At 68.0% G+C, this 16,855-nt stretch carries 16 protein-coding genes; 9 read left to right on the top strand and 7 right to left on the bottom strand.

Features of this window, described 5'->3' with window-relative positions; genetic code table 11:
* Positions 1-3: 3 nt before the first annotated feature.
* From ASC95_RS25400 to ASC95_RS25375, 6 genes are read right to left on the bottom strand one after another with little or no spacing between them, the layout of a single operon-like run.
* Positions 4-456: a MarR family winged helix-turn-helix transcriptional regulator gene (locus ASC95_RS25400; RefSeq protein ID WP_057300409.1), complete on the bottom strand. Its 453-nt coding sequence runs from the start codon at positions 454-456 to the stop codon at positions 4-6.
* Between the two features lie 40 nt (positions 457-496).
* A complete protein-coding gene (gene fahA, locus ASC95_RS25395; protein WP_057300408.1) occupies positions 497-1,771 on the bottom strand; it encodes a fumarylacetoacetase in 1,275 nt (424 codons plus the stop codon).
* A complete protein-coding gene (gene hmgA / locus ASC95_RS25390) occupies positions 1,768-3,060 on the bottom strand; it encodes a homogentisate 1,2-dioxygenase (protein ID WP_057300407.1) in 1,293 nt (430 codons plus the stop codon). Before hmgA ends, fahA begins: the two co-directional genes overlap by 4 nt.
* Complete coding sequence (locus ASC95_RS25385) at positions 3,057-3,266, bottom strand: DUF2783 domain-containing protein (protein ID WP_057300524.1); 210 nt, start codon at positions 3,264-3,266, stop codon at positions 3,057-3,059. Before ASC95_RS25385 ends, hmgA begins: the two co-directional genes overlap by 4 nt.
* 11 nt (positions 3,267-3,277) lie before the next feature.
* Positions 3,278-4,984, bottom strand: coding sequence for an FAD-dependent oxidoreductase (locus tag ASC95_RS25380; RefSeq protein ID WP_057300406.1), 1,707 nt, complete (start codon positions 4,982-4,984; stop codon positions 3,278-3,280).
* A gap of 2 nt (positions 4,985-4,986) precedes the next feature.
* Positions 4,987-5,946 carry an MBL fold metallo-hydrolase gene (locus ASC95_RS25375; protein WP_057300523.1) on the bottom strand — a complete coding sequence of 320 codons (960 nt, stop codon included), beginning with the start codon at positions 5,944-5,946 and terminating at the stop codon, positions 4,987-4,989.
* 102 nt (positions 5,947-6,048) lie between these two features.
* Between ASC95_RS25375 and ASC95_RS25370 the strand changes: the two genes are divergently transcribed.
* The 9 genes from ASC95_RS25370 (at position 6,049) to ASC95_RS25330 (ending at position 15,865) form a co-directional block, all read left to right on the top strand.
* Complete coding sequence (locus tag ASC95_RS25370) at positions 6,049-6,891, top strand: IclR family transcriptional regulator (protein WP_235538048.1); 843 nt, start codon at positions 6,049-6,051, stop codon at positions 6,889-6,891.
* 355 nt (positions 6,892-7,246) lie between these two features.
* Positions 7,247-8,836, top strand: a complete 1,590-nt coding sequence (locus tag ASC95_RS25365; RefSeq protein WP_235538047.1) for a GMC family oxidoreductase — start codon at positions 7,247-7,249, stop codon at positions 8,834-8,836.
* 38 nt (positions 8,837-8,874) lie between these two features.
* Positions 8,875-10,377, top strand: coding sequence for an aldehyde dehydrogenase (locus ASC95_RS25360; RefSeq protein ID WP_057300404.1), 1,503 nt, complete (start codon positions 8,875-8,877; stop codon positions 10,375-10,377).
* Positions 10,378-10,411: 34 nt separating this feature from the next.
* On the top strand, positions 10,412-11,308 hold the full coding sequence (locus ASC95_RS25355) for a transporter (protein ID WP_082568091.1): 897 nt from the start codon (positions 10,412-10,414) through the stop codon (positions 11,306-11,308).
* Positions 11,309-11,323: 15 nt separating this feature from the next.
* Positions 11,324-12,574, top strand: a complete 1,251-nt coding sequence (locus tag ASC95_RS25350) for an ABC transporter substrate-binding protein (protein ID WP_057300402.1) — start codon at positions 11,324-11,326, stop codon at positions 12,572-12,574.
* Positions 12,575-12,589: 15 nt separating this feature from the next.
* Complete coding sequence (locus ASC95_RS25345; RefSeq protein ID WP_057300401.1) at positions 12,590-13,447, top strand: branched-chain amino acid ABC transporter permease; 858 nt, start codon at positions 12,590-12,592, stop codon at positions 13,445-13,447.
* Positions 13,444-14,448 carry a branched-chain amino acid ABC transporter permease gene (locus ASC95_RS25340; protein ID WP_082568090.1) on the top strand — a complete coding sequence of 335 codons (1,005 nt, stop codon included), beginning with the start codon at positions 13,444-13,446 and terminating at the stop codon, positions 14,446-14,448. The genes ASC95_RS25345 and ASC95_RS25340 overlap by 4 nt, the downstream gene beginning before the upstream one ends.
* Positions 14,445-15,149 (top strand): ABC transporter ATP-binding protein, encoded by a 705-nt coding sequence (locus tag ASC95_RS25335; protein WP_057300400.1) that lies wholly within the window; start codon positions 14,445-14,447, stop codon positions 15,147-15,149. The genes ASC95_RS25340 and ASC95_RS25335 overlap by 4 nt, the downstream gene beginning before the upstream one ends.
* Positions 15,150-15,163: 14 nt before the next feature.
* Complete coding sequence (locus ASC95_RS25330; RefSeq protein ID WP_057300399.1) at positions 15,164-15,865, top strand: ABC transporter ATP-binding protein; 702 nt, start codon at positions 15,164-15,166, stop codon at positions 15,863-15,865.
* 7 nt (positions 15,866-15,872) lie between these two features.
* On the opposite strand, the gene ASC95_RS25325 is transcribed toward ASC95_RS25330, so the two are convergent.
* Positions 15,873-16,850 carry a helix-turn-helix domain-containing protein gene (locus ASC95_RS25325; protein WP_057300398.1) on the bottom strand — a complete coding sequence of 326 codons (978 nt, stop codon included), beginning with the start codon at positions 16,848-16,850 and terminating at the stop codon, positions 15,873-15,875.
* Positions 16,851-16,855 lie beyond the last annotated feature (5 nt).

Genomic DNA, 16,855 nt, shown 5'->3' with positions numbered 1-16,855 from the left:
CGTTCAACGGGCGACTTTGGCGAGCAGCTCCTGCAGCAGCAGGCGCTCGCCGCTGCTCAGCACATGGTCCAGCGCCTGCTCGCTCTCACGCAGCGCGGCCAGGCTTTGTTCGGCCAGGCGCTCGCCCTCCGGCGTGAGCCGCAGGTGCAGCGCGCGGCGGTCGTTGACGTCGCGTTCGCGCTCGACCCAGCCGCGCTCCTGCAGGCGGTCGAGGATGAGCGTCATCTGCGGCGCCGGTACGCGCAGCAGGTCGCACAGGCGCTTCTGTGTGGTGTTGCGGTTGGAGAAGATCAGCTGTAGCAGCGTGAACTCCACCGGCCGTAGCCCCAAGGGCTCGCCCACCCCCTGGCTGAACAACTGGTTGGTGGTGACGGCCGCGCGGGCGATGGCGTAGCCCAGTGTGTGGGCCAGGCGGGACTGATCGAGGGGAGGGGACTTCTCGCGGGTCGGGCTCATGGGTGCGCAGGATAACCATGGCCCGCAGGCTCGCGCATGCTCAACCCATTGCCGGTGATGGTTCGACGGTGGCTTCGCAACGGCCAAAGCCGATGCGGCGGAAGCCGGCGCGCGAGCAGTTGCCGACAAGGGCGATGCTGTCGCCATCCTCCAGGAAGCTGCGCACCTCGCCGCCAGGCAGGGTGATGGTTTGCTTGCCGGCCTGGGTCAGCTCGAGGAGTGAACCGGCCTGATCGGGGCGTGGTCCCGACAGCGTGCCCGAACCGAACAGGTCACCGCTGGTGAGCGCACAGCCGTTGACCGTGTGGTGCGCGACCAGCTGCGCCGCAGTCCAGTAGGCCGCATCCGCGAAGTTCGACCGGCTGATGCAATGCGCCGGGATACCCGACTCGCGCATCGCGCGGCTCTGCAGCCTGACCTCCAGTTCGATGTCGATGGCCCCCGCATGGCGGTTGGCCTCGCTGTCCAGATACGGCAGGGGCTGCGGGTCGCCCTCTGGCCGGACGAAGGGCCGCCGGAAGGGAGCGAGTGCCTCCATCGTCACGATCCATGGCGAGACCGTCGACGCGAAGTTCTTCGACAGGAAAGGACCGAGCGGCTGGTACTCCCAGGCCTGCATGTCGCGCGCGCTCCAGTCGTTGAAGAGGGCGATGCCGAACAGATGCTCCTCGGCACTGGTGATCGGAATGGCCTCGCCCAGACGGTTACCCCGGCCGATGAACAGGCCCAGCTCAAGTTCGAAGTCCAGGCGCTGCGTGAGCGCCAGACGCGGCGCTGCGTCGGCCGCCTTGAGCTGGCCGCGAGGGCGCGTGAAGGGCTGGCCGCTCGCAAGAATGGTCGACGCGCGGCCGTGATAGCCGATCGGCACCCACTTGTAGTTGGGCAGCAGCGGGTTGTCCGGCCGGAACAGCGTGCCGACCGTGGTGGCGTGGTGAATGCCGACGTAGAAGTCGGTGTAGTCGCCGATGCGGCAGGGCAGGCCCAGCTCGACGCTGCTGGCCACGAACAGGGCCGCTCGCCACGCCTTCTCTTGCGCACTGCCCCACTGCAGCCCCGCCGACAGGGAGCGGCGCAAGGCACGCCGCTCGTCCGGCGCGAGCGCCATCAGGCGATTCATGTCGGTGTGGTCCGTCAGCCCGGTGGCGCGCAGGTCGAGCACCTGGTCGCCAATGGCCACGCCGATGCGCCATTCGTCATGGCCTGCAGGCCTGAACCGGCCGAAGGGCAGGTTCTGGATCGGAAAGTCGGTGTCGGCCGCGTTGGCCGACTCGACCCAGCTTTGCAGCGCCGGGTCATGGCTGGCGTCGATGGTCATGGTGCGAAACGGTCCTTCAGTCCGCCCCAGCAGCCGGCGTAGCCCTCATCGAAGGCACTGCTGCGCAGCGCGAACTCGGTCGGGTGGAAACGCCAGCGGCTCTCGAACATGAATGCGAGCGTGTCGTCCAGCTTGTGCGGCGCCAGTTCGGCGCTCGTGGCCTTGTCGAAGGCCTCGGTGTCGGGGCCATGCGGCACCATGCAGTTGTGCAGGCTCATGCCGCCGGGCTTGAAGCCCTCGGGCTTGGCGTCGTACTGCCCGTGCACCAGGCCCATGAACTCGCTCATCAGGTTGCGGTGGTACCAGGGCGGCCGGAAGGTGTCTTCGGCGACCATCCAGCGCGGCGGGAAGATCACGAAGTCGACGTTGGCCGTGCCCGGGGTGTCGCTCGGGCTGGTGAGGACCGTGAAGATCGACGGGTCCGGGTGGTCGAAGCTGATCGAGCCGATGGTCATGAAGCGCGCGGTGTCGTACTTCACAGGCGCCAGGTTGCCATGCCATGCCACCACGTTGAAGGGCGTCGTTGGTGACCGCCCCTGCCAAAGCGCACCGCCGAACTTGCGCACGATTTCGTAGCTGCCGGCCGAGGCCTCGAAGGAGGCCACGGGTGCGAGGAAGTCGCGCGGGTTGGCCAGGCCGTTGCTGCCGATCGGGCCAAGCTCGGGCAGCCGGAACGGCGCGCCGTAGTTCTCGCAGACGTAGCCACGCGACGGCCCGTCGACGGCCACCTTGAAGGCCATGCCGCGCGGCAGCAGGGCCAGCTCGCCGGGTGCGACGTCCAGCACACCCAGCTCGGTGGTGATGGTGAGCCTGCCTTGTTGCGGCACCAGCAGCAGTTCGCCGTCGGCATTGACGAAGGCGCGATCGGTCATCGAGCGGTTCACAAGGTAGAGGTGCGCGGCCATGCCGGTCTGGGCGTCGGCATCGCCGTTGACGATGACGGTGCGCAGGCCCTCGATGAAATCGGTCGGCGCGTCGGGCACCGCCATCGGTTGCCAGCGCATCGGGTTCGGCGGCGCCACCGCTCCATCGCGGGCGCCGGTTTTCAGCCAAGCATGCGCGAGCGGCGCGAAGCCGCCGACCACCACTGACGGTTGGCGGCGGTACAGCCAGCTGCGCAGGTTGGCATGGCGCGGTGCAGTGAATGCCGTGCCCGAGAGCAGTTCGGCATACAGGCCATGGGCCACCTTCTGCGGGCTGTTGCGACCCACGGGCAGGGCGCCGGGCACCGCCTCGCTGGCGAACTCGTTGCCGAAGCCGGCTTGGTAGGGGCGTGCGTTGTCGTTCATGGCTGGGTCAGGTTGTCGGCGCCGTGTCGCGCGGCTTGCAGCGCTTCGCGCAGCACGTCGATGGCGCCGACGTGGTTGGCCAGCAGCAGGATCAGCCGTGCGTTGAGCGCGTGGCTTTCCTCGCTCGGCAAGTCCTTGTGGGCGTCGATCAAGGCCTCGTAGAAATCGTCGGGCGCGCTCAGGTTCGGCGTGGTGATGAGGGGCATGGCCGGCTCCATTAATGGCTCGCGAGGGCGCGCGTGACGGCACGCGCGACGGCAGCGGCGTCGGGGCGGCGCCAGCGTGCGCAGACATGGTGGTCGGGGCGCAGCAGCACCGCGTTGCCGGGCTGCAGGTCGTAGCGCTGCGCGACGAGCCCGTCCACGTCGGCCAGCGCGGCCCTGCCGTCAACGGCGGCGGGCAGAGCGATCGTCAGCACGTCCAGTCGCACCGGCAGTTGGCGGTCGGACGGCTGGGCGGCCAGCGCGGCGCTGCCTTCGCCGGCCGCGAGCAAGAGCGTGAAGCCCGAGCCCAGCTGGCGCAGCAGCCAGCCGCGCTGCTGGTTCGGCAGGCGCACCGGTGCATCGACTGCAGCCGCACCGGGCACCATGAGGCCGGCAAAGGCGTCGCCATCCGGCGTGTTGAGCGGCGAGCCGTGCAGCGTCGCTGGCACCGACAGCCGGCCGCTGTTGACCAGCGTGCGTGCAAAGGGGTGGCTCTTGGACAGCTGCAGCACCGCGTCGCGGAACAGCCGGCTGATCTCGCTCTTGGGGGTGATGAAGTCGGTCGCCCGCGTGGAGTTGAGGATGTTCTCGTCGGCGGCGTACTCGCGTTCCTCGGCATAGCTGTCCAGCAGCGAATCGCCGGCGGCGCCGCGCAGCACCGCATCGAGCTTCCATGCCAGGTTCTCGGCGTCCTGCACACCCGAGTTCGCACCGCGCGCGCCGAACGGCGACACGCCATGGGCCGAGTCGCCGGCAAACAGCACTGGGCCGAGGCGAAAGCGCTCCATGCGCAGGCAGGCGAAGGTGTAGACGCTGGCCCATTCCAGCTCGAACGGCACCTCCCGCCCGAGCGCCTGGCGCAGCATCGCGTCGACGCGCGGCTTGATCTTCTCCGGCTTCCTTTCCTCCTCGGGATCGGCGTCCCAGCCGAGCTGGAAGTCGATGCGCCAGACGCCATCGGGCTGGCGGTGCAGCAGCACGCTTTGATTGGGGTGGAAGGGCGGGTCGAACCAGAACCAGCGCTCGGCGGGGAAGGCGGCCGCTTCGGCCTGCATGCGGATGTCGGCGATCAGGAAGCGGTCGCGGAAGGTGCGGCCCTTGCTCTCCTGGCCCAGCAGCGCGCGCAGCGGCGACCGGGACCCGTCGCAGGCGATGACGTGGTCGGCGGCGATGGTGTAGCGGCCGTCGGGCGTGCCTATGCCGAGGCGCACGCCGTCGGCGTCTTGCTCCAGGGCGACGACGCTGTTCTTCCAGCGGATCTCCAGGTTCGCCAAATCGGCGGCGCGCACCGCGAGAAAGGCCTCGGCGTAGTACTGCTGCAGGTTGATGAAGGCCGGCCGCTCGTGGCCTTCTTCCGGCAACAGGTCGAAGCGGTAGAGCTGTTCGTCGCCGAAAAAGACTCTGCCGACATTCCAGCCCACGCCCTTGGCGCACATCGCATTGCCAACGCCCAGGCGGTCCCAGATCTCCAGCGTGCGCTTGGCAAAGCAGATCGCGCGCGAGCCAGTGGACAGCCGGCTGTCGTTGTCCAGCAGCAGCACGCGCTGGCCGCGCTGGGCGAGGTCGATGGCCAGGCTCAGGCCGACCGGCCCGCCACCGACCACCACCACCCGGTGCCGCACCGGGGCGGCGGCATCCTGGTCGGGCGAACGTCGGTAGTCGAACTCGAAGGCCTGGATCGTCTTGCCGTCCGATCCGTAGCCAAGGGTGGCGCAGGCCATGCTCAACCCTCCAGCGTTTCCCACATCTGGCGGTCGCGTTCGGCCGTCCAGATGCGCGGGTCGCGGAACTCGGTGGCCTCGTCGAAGGCGCGCGTCACGTCGAAGGGCATGCAGTGGTCGAAGATGACCCAGGAGCCGTACTTCGGCTGCAGGGCGGCGTAGGTTTCCTTGTAGACCGTCTTCAAGTCCTTGCCGGCGGCGGTGCCCTGCTTGACGTTGGCGTACAGGTCGCTGACGAAGGCCCGCGTGGCCTCCAGGCCCTGCTGCACCTGGGCCTCGCCCTTGAGCGCGGGGCCGCGACCGGGCACGAGCGCGAGCGGCTGCAGCGCGGCGATGTTGGCCAGCGTCTGCGGCCAGTCGCTGAAGTAGGCATCGCCAGCGTACGGCGTGGCGTCGAACTCGACCAGGTCTCCGGACAGCAGTGTGCGCTCCTGCGGCAGCCAGACCACCGTGTCGCCTTTGGTGTGGCCGCGGCCGAGCTGCAGCAATTGCACCTCGAGCTTACCCAGCCACAGCGTCATCCTGCCGGTGAAGGTCATCGTTGGCCAGGTCATGCCGGCAGGCACCGTCTCGACGTTGCGGAACAGGCGCGGGAAGCGGCCGATCTCGCTGGCCTTGTCGGCCTCGCCGCGCTCGACGATCAGGTCGTAGGTGTCCTGGCTGGCGAGGATCTGCTGCGGCTGGTAGGCCGAGGCGCCCAGCACACGCACCGCGTGGTAATGCGTCAGCACCACGTACTTGATCGGCTTGTCGGTCACCTCGCGGATGCGGCGGATCACGTCGGCGGCCATGGCCGGCGTGGCCTGGGTGTCGGCCACCAGCACCGCGTCGTTGCCGATGACGATGCCGGTGTTCGGGTCGCCCTCGGCGGTGTACGCCCAGGCGTGCTCCGAAAGCTGGGTGAAGCTGACCTGTTTCTCTTCAAGGTCGGCCTGGGATGCGAACTTCTTCGGGGTCGTCATGATCGCCTCATATTCGTAATAGACAAATGAGTTTGCAGTGTATGTCTGCCATTTGCGTTTGGCAAACAAGTTTGCCTAAGGCAAAATCTCGCCATTCCACGGATGGCCTCACTTCCCATGCATGACGAGCCAGAGAAAGACGCCGGGCAACGCGCCGTGCAGTCGGTCGAAGTCGGCGGCCGCCTGCTGCTTGCGCTGGCGGCCCACCACGGCCCGATGAACCTGAAGGACCTCGCCGCCCAGGGCGGCCTGGCGCCTGCACGCGCTCATCCCTACCTGGTCAGCTTCGGCAAGCTCGGGCTGATCGAGCAGGACAAGGCCACTGGCCGCTATGCGCTCGGGCCCGCTGCGCTGCAGGTGGGGCTAGCCAGCCTGAGCCAGCTCGACCCTGTGCGCGTGGCCGGGCCGGTGGCCGAAGAGCTGGCGTCCTCCACCGGCTTTGCGGTGGCGCTGGCGCTGTGGGGCAATCTGGGGCCGACGGTTATCCGCATGATCGAAGCGCGCCAGCCGCTGCTGGTAGCCATGCGCTCCGGCACCGTTATGTCCATGCTGGGCACCGCCACCGGGCGGGCATTTGCTGGCGCTCTGCCTGAGGAGCGCGTGGTCCGGGCCGTGCCGGTGGGCGACGAACCCGGCCAGGCCATCGTGTTCTCAGCGGCCGAGCTCAAGGTGCTGCGCCAGGCCCGACAGGACCTGCGCGCGCACGGGCTTGTCCGCGCGGAAGGACGCCCGATCCCGGGCGTCAATGCCTTCAGTGCCCCGGCGTTCGATCATGAAGGCCAGCCTGCCCTCGTCATCACCGCGCTGGGTCACCAGGATCATTTCCCGATCGACTGGAACTCATCGGTGGCCGACGCGGTGCGCGCTGCCGCAGCCCAGATCTCGCGAGGCCTGGGCTGGCAAGGCAGCCCGGCCGGCGGCCAGGCGGGCTCGAAACGACGCTGAACCGGGCGGCCAGACCCCGTTGCCTTAGACGGCTACGGAAATGCAACCACAGAGGCACAGAGGCACAGAGAAGAACTCTGTGGCTTCCTCTGTGCCTCTGTGCCTCTGTGCCTCTGTGGTCGCCTTTGCGTTTCATCTCGGTTTTCGGGTGAGCCGACGCCTTCCTTTGGTCAGACTCTGTTTGAGCTTCGCGTTGCCGGACGCGCCAGGAAATAAACAAACGCGCACTGCGGATTGATCCAAAGCGCACTCCGCGCGAAGTTGCTTCGCTCGCAACTGCCTGTTCGCGACGATGACTCCCGACGACTCAAGCGGCGCTTGCCGTGCAGGGTCGCAGCACAAATGGAGACATACGTTGGACAAGCAAATCGTCGACTACATCGTGGTCGGAGCCGGCTCGGCCGGTTGCGTGATCGCCCACCGCCTGATCAAGGCGGGCCACTCGGTTCTGTTGCTCGAGGCAGGCCCGACCGACGCCAGCAAGTTCGTCAAGATGCCAGCGACCTTCGTGCGCGTGATCGGCACGGAGCGTTCATGGGTCTACGAGACCACCCCGCAGCAGCACGCCAACGGCCGCAAGATGTATGTGCCGCAAGGCCGCATGAACGGCGGCGGCAGCTCGCTCAATGCGATGGTCTACATCCGCGGCGCTGCGGCGGATTACGACGCATGGGCCGAAGCAGGCTGCACGGGCTGGTCCTGGAAAGACGTGTTGCCGGTCTTCAAGCGTGCCGAGAGCAACATGCGATTTTCGGGCGAGATGCACGGCACGGAGGGCCCGCTGCGCGTCAGTGACACCAAGTTCCGCCACCCCTTGAGCCTGGCCTTTCTGAAGGCGGCTCAGGAAGCGGGCTTGCCGTACAACGACGACTTCAACGGCGGCCGCCAGGACGGCGTGGGCTTCTACCAGACCACGACCATCGACGGCACGCGCGGCAGCACGGCGGCGACCTATCTGGCCGCAGTGCTGGGCGACCCGAAGCTCACACTGGTCAACGGCGCGCATGTGCTGCGCGTGACCATCGAAGGCGGCCAGGCGACGGGTGTCGAGTACCGCCTGAGCGACGGCACGACGAAGCGGGCGATGGCGAACCGCGAGGTCGTGCTCAGCGCCGGCGCACTGGCCAGCCCCAAGCTGTTGCAGGTCTCTGGCGTTGGGCCGGGGGAGCTGCTGCAACGCATCGGCGTGCCGGTGCAGCGCGAGCTTGCGGGTGTCGGCGAGAACTTCCAGGACCACCTTGAGATCATTGCCCACGGCCGTTGCCGTGAACCGATCAGCCTGCTCGGGCAGGACAAGGGCCTCACGGCGCTCAAGCATGGCCTGCAGTGGGAGTTGTTCAAGACCGGGCTGCTGACCTCCAACGTCGTCGAGAGCGGCGGCTTTGTCGATACCTCGGGAAGTGGCCGGCCCGACATCCAATTCCATGTGTTGCCGGTGCTGGTGGGCGATGTGGACCGGCCGATGCCCGAGGTGCACGGCATCTCGATAGACCCCTGCTTCCTGCGGCCGAAATCACGCGGGCGCGTTCGGGCCAAGAGTGCCGACGCGATGGAGCAGGCGGAGTTCGACGGCGGCTTCCTCAGCGCACAGGAAGACGTGGACACGCTTGTGCGCGGCTTGAAGCTGGCGCGCCGCATCCTGCGCATGCCTTCGTTGAACAAGGTCATTGCCGAAGAGCTTTATCCCGGCACTAACGAGCACATGCCCGACGCCGAGCTTGAACAGTTCGTGCGGCAGTACGCCAAGACCGTCTACCACCCGGTGGGCACCTGCCGCATGGGCAGCGACGCGCTGGCCGTCGTCGACCCGCAGCTGCGCGTGCATGGCATCGGCCGGCTGCGCGTCTGCGATGCGTCCGTGATGCCCACGATCTGCAGCGGCAACACCAACGCCCCCACGATCATGATCGCCGAGCGTGGTGCCGAGCTGATGCTCGCGCGCTGATGGCGGCGGTTTCCTTCAACGACCCACCACCACGCCCCATGAACACTCAAGACCTGACTCAGCAAGAACTGGCACGCATCGGCTTTCTTTCGCAGCGCAGCCATGGCAATTTCATCAACGGCCAGTTCTGCGAGGCCCACGCCACCCGGCGCTTCGAGGTGGTCGACCCAGCCTCCGAGATGGTCGTGGCGGAGACGCCCGACAGCGATGAACACGATGTCAATGCGGCTGTCGCCGCCGCGCGCCGGGCGTTGGAGGACTCCGCCTGGTCGCGCATGCGGCCGGCTGACCGCGAGCGCATCCTCTTTCGCCTGTCGCAACTGATCGAGGAGCACGGCGACGAGCTCAGCGCCATGGAGACGCTGCAAAGCGGCAAGCTGCAGGGCGTGGCGCGCATGATCGACGTGGGCTTCTCGGCCGAGTTCGTGCGCTACATGGCCGGCTGGGCCACCAAGCTCGAAGGCAGCACGCTGCAGAACTCGATCCCGTTCCCGCCCGGCGCCCGCTACCACACCTACACGCAGCGCGAGCCCGTGGGTGTCGTGGCCGCGATCGTGCCGTGGAACTTCCCGCTCGCCATCGCGCTGTGGAAGATCGCGCCGGCGCTGGCCGCAGGCTGCACCGTCGTCGTCAAGCCATCGCCCGAGACGCCGTTGACCGCACTGCGCCTTGCCGCGCTGGCGATGGAGGCCGGCCTGCCGGCGGGAGTGCTGAACGTCGTGTGCGGCGGCGGTGCAACGGGTGCCGCACTGTGTGCGCATCCGGGCGTCGACAAGATCAGCTTCACCGGGTCCACGCCCACGGGGCGCGCCATCGGCCACGCCGCGGTGGACCACATGACCCGGTTCACGCTGGAGCTGGGCGGCAAGTCGCCCATGATCGTGTTGCCCGATGCCGACCCGGCCGCCGCAGCCATCGGCGCGGCGATGGGCATCTTCTTCAACCAGGGCCAGGTCTGCGCCGCCAGCTCGCTGCTCTACGTTCATCGCAGCTTGTTCGACCAGGTGGTGCAGGGAGTGGCCAGCCATGCCGAGCGCATGCGCATCGGCTCGGGCTTCGACCCTGCGTCAGAGCTTGGCCCGGTGGTCTCGCGCCGGCAGTTCGACCGGGTGATGGGCTACCTCGACGGCGCGCGCCTCGCCGGCGCCACGGCGCTGACCGGTGGCAAGCGCGCACGCGACGCCGGATGCTTCATCCAGCCCACCGTGCTGGTCGATGTGAACCCCGGGATGCAGGTCGTGCGGGAGGAGGTCTTCGGCCCGGTGCTCGCGGCCATGCCCTTCGACGATGTCGAGGACGTGATCCGGGAAACGAATGCCTCGCCATTCGGTCTCACGGCGAGCGTCTGGTCCAACAACCTGTCGGCCGTGCACCGCATCGTGCCGCGCCTGAAGGCCGGCACCGTGTGGGTCAACACCCACAACATGCTCGACGCCAACCTGCCCTTCGGTGGCTACAAGCAGAGCGGCATGGGCCGCGACCTGGGCCGCTCCGCCGTCGAGTCGTACACCGAGTTGAAGAGCGTCTGCATGTCGGTCTGACGCATCGGCAATCCAAAAATCTAACGGAGACAACATGAAGAAATTGGCAATGCCCGCTGCGGCTGCAGCGATGGCAATGGTCTGTGTCGCGCCTGCCGCCCTGGCGGGTGAAGGCGGTGGGTCGAGCTACCCCGGCGGCGTGGAGAACTTCCTGACCGGTGCAGCACCACCGCCCGGCTTCTATGTGCTGGAGTACGGCAACGTCTACCGCGCCGACAAGCTCAAGGACGGCAGTGGCAACACCATCCCGCTGCCAGTCTTCAACGTCGCCGCGGACGTCGCCGCCACGCGTTTCGTGTGGTCCACGACAACCATGGTGGCCGGCGGCAATGTGGTGTATCACGCCATCGTGCCACTGGTGGGCCTGAAGGTCGAAGTGCCCGGCCTGGCGCAGCGCAAGACCGGCCTGGGCGACATCACATTCGGCCCGGCCATTTCCTTTCACCATTCACCCAGCCTGCACAGCGTGCTGGGGCTGGACGTTGTCGCCCCGGTCGGTCGCTACGCCAAGACTGACGTGGCCAACATCGGCCGCAACTACTGGTCGATCCAGCCGCTGTATACCGTGAGCTACATCGATGCGGCCGGCTTCAACGGCGACTTCAAGCTCACGGGCAACTTCAGCCGCCGCAACAGCGACACGGACTACAAGTCGGGCAACGAGGTTTACCTCGACTATTCCGCCGGCTGGGGACTGGGCAACGGCTGGGTGCTGGGTGCCGGGGGCTACGCGATGCGCCAGCTCACGAGCGACAGCCAGTCCGGTGCCTCCCTGGCCGACAGCAAAGGCGCGGCCTTCGCCTTCGGCCCTTCGTTGAAGTACGACAACGGCAAGGGCTGGTTCCTCACCGCCAAGTGGACGCGCGAGATGTCGGTGCGCAACCGACCCGAAGGCAGCGCCCTCTGGATCAAGACCATCCTGCCGTTCTGAACCTGGAGACCCATCATGAAGATCACATTGCAATGCTTTGCCGCCGTTGCGGCCTTGCTCTTTACCGGCGCCGCCATGGCGCAGGCCAAGCCCGTCTGCGGACTCAACAACGGCAAGGCCGCAAGCGGTGAACCGATCGCGCTCGGGGCCGTCGTTGGCAAGACCGGGCCCGATGACTTCAGCGCCTCCGCGCTGGCCTCACAGGCCTATTTCAAGTGCGTCAATGCCAACGGCGGCATCAACGGCCGGCCGGTCGAACTGACGATCGTCGACGACCAGTGGAACCCCGAGGTCGCTGCGCAGGCGGCCGCCAAGCTGGTGAAGGACCGCAAGGTGCTCGCGATGGTGGGCAGCTCCAGCTTCGTCGAGTGCGGCGTCAACGCGAAGATGTACGCCCAGGAAGACGTGATGGTCATTGCCGGCGTCGGCGTGCCGCGCGAGTGCTTCTTCGCGAAGAACTATGTGCCGGTAAATGCGGGGCCGCGTGTCTCGGGCACGGTGGCCGCGATGTATGCAGCGCAGGCCTACAAGGCCAAGAAGATGGTCTGCGTGATTCCCAACATCCCGAGTCTGGGCAACTGGGCCTGTGACGGTGCGAAGGACTGGGGCAAGGCCAACGGCGTGGACGTGGAGGTGATCGCGGTCGATCCGGGTTCGCCGGACGCGACGTCGACGATGCTGCAGGCGGCCTCGAAGAAGCCGGACGCCATCGTCCTGAACCTGCCCAAGGGCATCATGGTGCCGATGCTGGCGGCGGCCGAGCAGCAGGGCCTGGCGAAGAAGATCCACTTTGTCTCCAGCACGCCGGCCTACAACGTCGACGTGCCCAAGACCATCGGCGCGGCCTGGAACGGCAACTTCGACCTCCATCTCGAGTTCATGCCGGTGGAGTCGGCCGGCGCCGACAACCTGAACTGGAAGGCGACGATGGAGGCCTTCGGCGGCAAGAGCGATCCGCGTGATTCGTTCGCGCAGGGCGGCTACCTGGCGGCGCGCATCGTCACCGAGGCGCTGCTGAAGATGGACCCGAAGAAGATCGACCGCGCCAGCGTCAGCACCGCGCTGCGCAACGTCAAGGGCTTCAAGAGTGACATCCTGTGTCGGCCGTTCTATGTGGGCGACGCTGCGCGCCACAACGCCAATAGCAGCGGTCCGATCGCACAGGTCAGCGGCAACGGCTTCAAGCAGGTCAGCAATGGCTGCCTGATGGCCGCGGACCCTGAGTTGAGCGACCTGCGCGAGCAGGAAAAGAAGCTCGGGCTCTGAACCGGAACTGCTGAGATGCCCGATCTGTTGCCTTTCCTGATCTCGGGTCTCGGCGTGGGTGCGGTCTATGCGCTGTCGGGCGTCGGGCTGGTCGTGCTGTACCGCTCGTCGGGGGTGCTGAACTTCGCGTTCGGCGCCCTCGGCGCGGTGGCTGCCTACGTGGCCTGGTCGGCCCTGGACCGCGAGTGGCCGCTCTGGCTGGCCGCGCTGGCGGCGGTGGCCACGTCGGTCGCCATCTCGCTGGCCTACGGCCGGCTGCTCGCGCCACGCCTGGCCGAGCGCGAACCCACGGTGCGCTCGATCGGCACGCTGGGCCTGGCGCTCATCGTGCTGGGCTTCACCGAATGGTTCTGGGGCGAGCAGCCGCGCCGGCTCGTGCTGCCCACCGATGCGGGCGCCATCGAGTTTGCCGATGTGCGCCTCACCTACACCCGCGTGCTCGGTCTCGCCGCTGCGGTGGCGATGATGGCAGCGGTGGGCCTGCTGCTGGCCCGCACGCGCATCGGGCTGGCGATGCGCGCGCTGGCCGATAAGCGGGGCTTGAGCGCCATCCTGGGCATCCGCGTGCTCCAGGTGGATACGGCGGCCTGGGTCATCTCCGGCGCCTTTGCTGGCGTGTGCGGGCTCCTGCTGGCCAACATCGTGCGGATGCAGGCCACGGTGCTGACCTTCCTCGTCATCCCCGCGTTCGCCGCCGCCATCATCGGCCGCCTGTCCTCATTGCCCGTAACCGCGGCGGCCGGGCTGGCCATCGGCATGCTCGAAGCCGTCGCTGTGCTGGTGCCCGGCTTCTCGCCCTTCCGCACCGCGACTCCCTTTCTCATTGCGCTGCTGGCCATCGTGCTGTGGCGCGACGCCTCACGCAAAGCATGACTCCCGACTCCATCAAACGCGAGCGGCGTGCCGCCCGCCTGGCCCTGCTGCGCATGGCGCTTGTCGTGCTGGCCGTCGGCGCGCTGCTGCCCTGGCTGGCCAATGCCTACTGGATCAAGACGCTGACCTCGTCGCTGGCACTGGCCATCGCCGCCGCCGGTGTGGCGCTGCTGTACGGCCAGCTCGGCCTGGTGAGCCTGTGCCAGTACGCCTTGCTGGGCGTGGGCGGCTGGGTCGCGCTGCGTGTGGGCCACGGGCTGCAATGGCCGTTCGAGGCCTGCGTGCTGGCGGGCGGGCTGTCTGCGGGCGCGGTGGGCATGCTGGCCGGGCTGCCGGCCCTGCGTCTGAAGAGCCTCTACCTGGCGCTGGTGACGCTGATGCTGGCGGGCGGCTTCCAGGTGGTGATCAGCGCGGCCGGCTTCCCCGACGGTGGCGCTGGCTTTCTCGGCCGCATCAGTGGCAGCGAGCGCCTGATGCTGCCCCGCCCCGCCATCGCGCAGGGCGAGGGCGCCTACTTCGCCTACGTGGCCGCCTGGCTGGCTGCCATGCTGGCGCTGCTGGAGGTGCACCGGCGCACGCGGGCCGGCCGCTCCTGGGCGCTGATCCGCCGCGGCGAAGCCGTGGCCGAGGGCGCGGGCGTCAATGTCCTGCTGTACCAGACCTGGGCCTTCGGGCTGGCTGGCGCGTGCGCAGGCGTTGCGGGCGCGCTGCTGGCCGGTGCCGTGGGCCAGCTCGACGGCCGCGCCTTCGCCGCGAGCGAGTCGGTGATGCTGTTCGCGTTGACGCTGATCGGCGGCGCCTACCACTGGGTGGGCGCACTGGTGGCAGGCCTGCTGCTGCGCGCCGTGCCTTCGCTGCTGGTCGACCTGGGTGTCAACGGTTACCTGGCGATGGTGTTCTTCGGTGCCGCGTTGCTGCATGCGCTCATCACCGCGCCGCGCGGGCTGGCCGGCCAGTGGCTGGCGGCCTTCCAGCGCTTGGCAGCAAAGGGTCGGCCATGATCGAGATCCGTGGCCTGACCGTGGCCTTTGGCGCCGTCACGGTGATCGACGCGCTCGACGCCGTGCTGGACGCCCCGGTGTGCGGCCTGATCGGCCCGAACGGCGCGGGCAAGACCACACTCGTCAACCTGCTCAGCGGCTTCGTGCCGGCAAGGTCGGGCGAGGTGCGTGTGGACGGCATGGGCTTGCTTGGCATGAACGCCGCACGCCGCGTGCGCTTCGGCCTGCGCCGCTCGTTCCAGACCGAGCAGGTGGTGGAGGACCTGAGTGTCTGGGACAACGTGCAATCCATGCTCGACCATGTGCCGCATCGCCGCGACCAGGCCGACGCGCAGGTGCTCCGGGCGCTTGCGCACGCCGGGCTGCTGGATTGCGCCGAGGTGCCGGGTGCCGAGCTTGACCTGTTCCGGCGCCGCATGGTGGAAGTGGCCAAGGCCCTGGTCGGCACACCCCGCCTGATCCTGTTCGATGAGCCGGGCGCCGGCCTGGACGAGCGCGAATCGCGCGTGCTGCGCGACGCAATCGCGGCGATCCCAGATGCCTTCGGCGCCCAGGTGCTGTTGATCGATCACGACGTCGACCTGATCGCAGCCATCTGCACGCAGACCCTGGTGCTGGACTTCGGTCGCCGGCTTGCTCTGGGCGCCACGCGTTCAGTGCTGGACGACCCCCTCGTTCGCCAGGCCTACCTCGGCGCCTGACCTCACGGATTGCAATGCTTGAAGTTCGCCAACTCCACGTTTCGCGCGGCGGCAAAGCCGTTGTGCACGGCTTCGACCTTGATGTCGCGGCCGGAGAAATCGTCGCGCTCCTCGGCCCCAACGGTGCCGGCAAGTCGAGCATCGTGCTTGCGCTGGCCGGCGCCATCGCCTGCAGCCAAGGCCAGGTGCGCGTCAATGGCGCAGGCCTGCAAGGTCTCTCGCCCGACGCGGTACGCCGGGCCGGCCTGGCCATCGTGCCGGAAGGCCACCACCTGCTCGGCAGCCTGTCGGTGCACGACAACCTGCGAGCCGCTGCGATGGTCCTGCCCAGCGCCGAGGTCGAGCCCGCCATCGTGCGCGTGCTGAAGATTTTTCCGGAACTCGAAGCCAAGCTCGCCCAGCCCGGCCGATCACTGTCAGGAGGCCAGAAGCAGATGGTCTGCATGGCGCAGGCCCTGCTCGCCCGGCCCAAGGTGCTGGTGGTGGACGAGTTGTCGCTCGGGCTAGCGCCACTCGTCGTGCTGCGCCTCGCCGAGGTGCTGCGGCATGCCGCGGCCGATGGCGTCGGTGTGCTGTTGATCGAGCAGTTCACCACGCTGGCGTTGAAGCTAGCGAGCCGTGCCTTTGTGCTGCAGCGCGGGCGGACGGTGTGGTCGGGCGCGGCGCAGACGCTGCGCGAGCAACCCGAGATCCTGCACGGCAGCTACCTCGGCTGACGCAGCATTACTGCGTCATCGCCTCGCCTCGCGCCTCGGCGGCCTGCCGCTGGCAGGCGCCTGGCGTGAGGCCATAACGCTGCTTGAACAGCCGATTCAGGTGCGCGCCGCTCCTGAAGCCCCACGCGAAACCGATCTCCGCCGCTGAGCGCTGCGCGTTGGCCTCGTGTGTGAGCGCGGCGTGGCAGCGCTCCAGACGGCTGTTCCAGATCTGGCGCTCCAGGCTGACATCGTCGTCCTCGAACACGCGGTGCAAATAGCGCTTGGAACAGCGAAGTGCGTCGGCGATGCGTTGGATGCTCAGCTCCGGATCTGAAAGATGCGTCTGCACATACTGGCGTGCGCGCAACTTGAGCACTGCAGGCAGGGACACCGGCTCGCCGACTCGGCGCAGCGTTTCTGCCAGCGTCGAGCCGAGCAGGCCCATGATGGACTCACTCAAGGCCTGGCCCGCTCCGTCCGGCAGGCCGGGCAGTTGGTCGCTCAGCGCACGGAGGTAGCTGCCGAACACGCCGTGCAGCCCAGCCACGTTGTCGCTGCCCAATTCGCCGGCGTGCGGCCCGGGCAGTCGAAGCCCCGCGAGCAGGCCGCGCGGCACATGTGTCACGAGCAGGGTGCAGCGTTCGGGATTGGTGATCGAATAGGGCGCGCGCGGGTCGTAGAGGATCCAGCGGCCGGGCTGCAGGACCACTCGGCGCTGCTGCTGTTCGACAGTTCCGCAGCCACTGACCTGCAGCACCAATTTGTAGAAGTCGTCGGTCGGCAATTCGCCGCAGGCAGCGTCACGTTCGATGTGATGTGCCGGCGCGTCGATGCGGTACATGCGCAGGGCCCCGACGTCGAAGGCATCGAGGGATGCGTCCAAGGGGCCGTCGTGCAGGCTGGAAACGCGCAGCCGGCCGAAGTAGCGCGTGGTGATATCGCTCCAGGCCTGCGCCCGATCGCAAGCGAGAACCCGGTTCGTCGACCAGTGTGTGTGATGCATCTTGT

Origin of the sequence: Pelomonas sp. Root1217 (assembly GCF_001425705.1) — a bacterium.
GTDB lineage: Bacteria > Pseudomonadota > Gammaproteobacteria > Burkholderiales > Burkholderiaceae_C > Pelomonas.
This window is presented reverse-complemented; position numbering and strand designations above follow the sequence as displayed.

What these genes read in the sequence shown, in the direction of transcription:
- ASC95_RS25400 (WP_057300409.1), bottom strand. Translation starts at nt 456, where the DNA reads ATGAGCCCGACCCGCGAGAAGTCCCCTCCCCTCGATCAGTCCCGCCTG.
- fahA (WP_057300408.1), bottom strand. Translation starts at nt 1,771, where the DNA reads ATGACCATCGACGCCAGCCATGACCCGGCGCTGCAAAGCTGGGTCGAG.
- hmgA (WP_057300407.1), bottom strand. Translation starts at nt 3,060, where the DNA reads ATGAACGACAACGCACGCCCCTACCAAGCCGGCTTCGGCAACGAGTTC.
- ASC95_RS25385 (WP_057300524.1), bottom strand. Translation starts at nt 3,266, where the DNA reads ATGCCCCTCATCACCACGCCGAACCTGAGCGCGCCCGACGATTTCTAC.
- ASC95_RS25380 (WP_057300406.1), bottom strand. Translation starts at nt 4,984, where the DNA reads ATGGCCTGCGCCACCCTTGGCTACGGATCGGACGGCAAGACGATCCAG.
- ASC95_RS25375 (WP_057300523.1), bottom strand. Translation starts at nt 5,946, where the DNA reads ATGACGACCCCGAAGAAGTTCGCATCCCAGGCCGACCTTGAAGAGAAA.
- ASC95_RS25370 (WP_235538048.1), top strand. Translation starts at nt 6,049, where the DNA reads ATGGCCTCACTTCCCATGCATGACGAGCCAGAGAAAGACGCCGGGCAA.
- ASC95_RS25360 (WP_057300404.1), top strand. Translation starts at nt 8,875, where the DNA reads ATGAACACTCAAGACCTGACTCAGCAAGAACTGGCACGCATCGGCTTT.
- ASC95_RS25355 (WP_082568091.1), top strand. Translation starts at nt 10,412, where the DNA reads ATGAAGAAATTGGCAATGCCCGCTGCGGCTGCAGCGATGGCAATGGTC.
- ASC95_RS25350 (WP_057300402.1), top strand. Translation starts at nt 11,324, where the DNA reads ATGAAGATCACATTGCAATGCTTTGCCGCCGTTGCGGCCTTGCTCTTT.
- ASC95_RS25345 (WP_057300401.1), top strand. Translation starts at nt 12,590, where the DNA reads ATGCCCGATCTGTTGCCTTTCCTGATCTCGGGTCTCGGCGTGGGTGCG.
- ASC95_RS25340 (WP_082568090.1), top strand. Translation starts at nt 13,444, where the DNA reads ATGACTCCCGACTCCATCAAACGCGAGCGGCGTGCCGCCCGCCTGGCC.
- ASC95_RS25335 (WP_057300400.1), top strand. Translation starts at nt 14,445, where the DNA reads ATGATCGAGATCCGTGGCCTGACCGTGGCCTTTGGCGCCGTCACGGTG.
- ASC95_RS25330 (WP_057300399.1), top strand. Translation starts at nt 15,164, where the DNA reads ATGCTTGAAGTTCGCCAACTCCACGTTTCGCGCGGCGGCAAAGCCGTT.
- ASC95_RS25325 (WP_057300398.1), bottom strand. Translation starts at nt 16,850, where the DNA reads ATGCATCACACACACTGGTCGACGAACCGGGTTCTCGCTTGCGATCGG.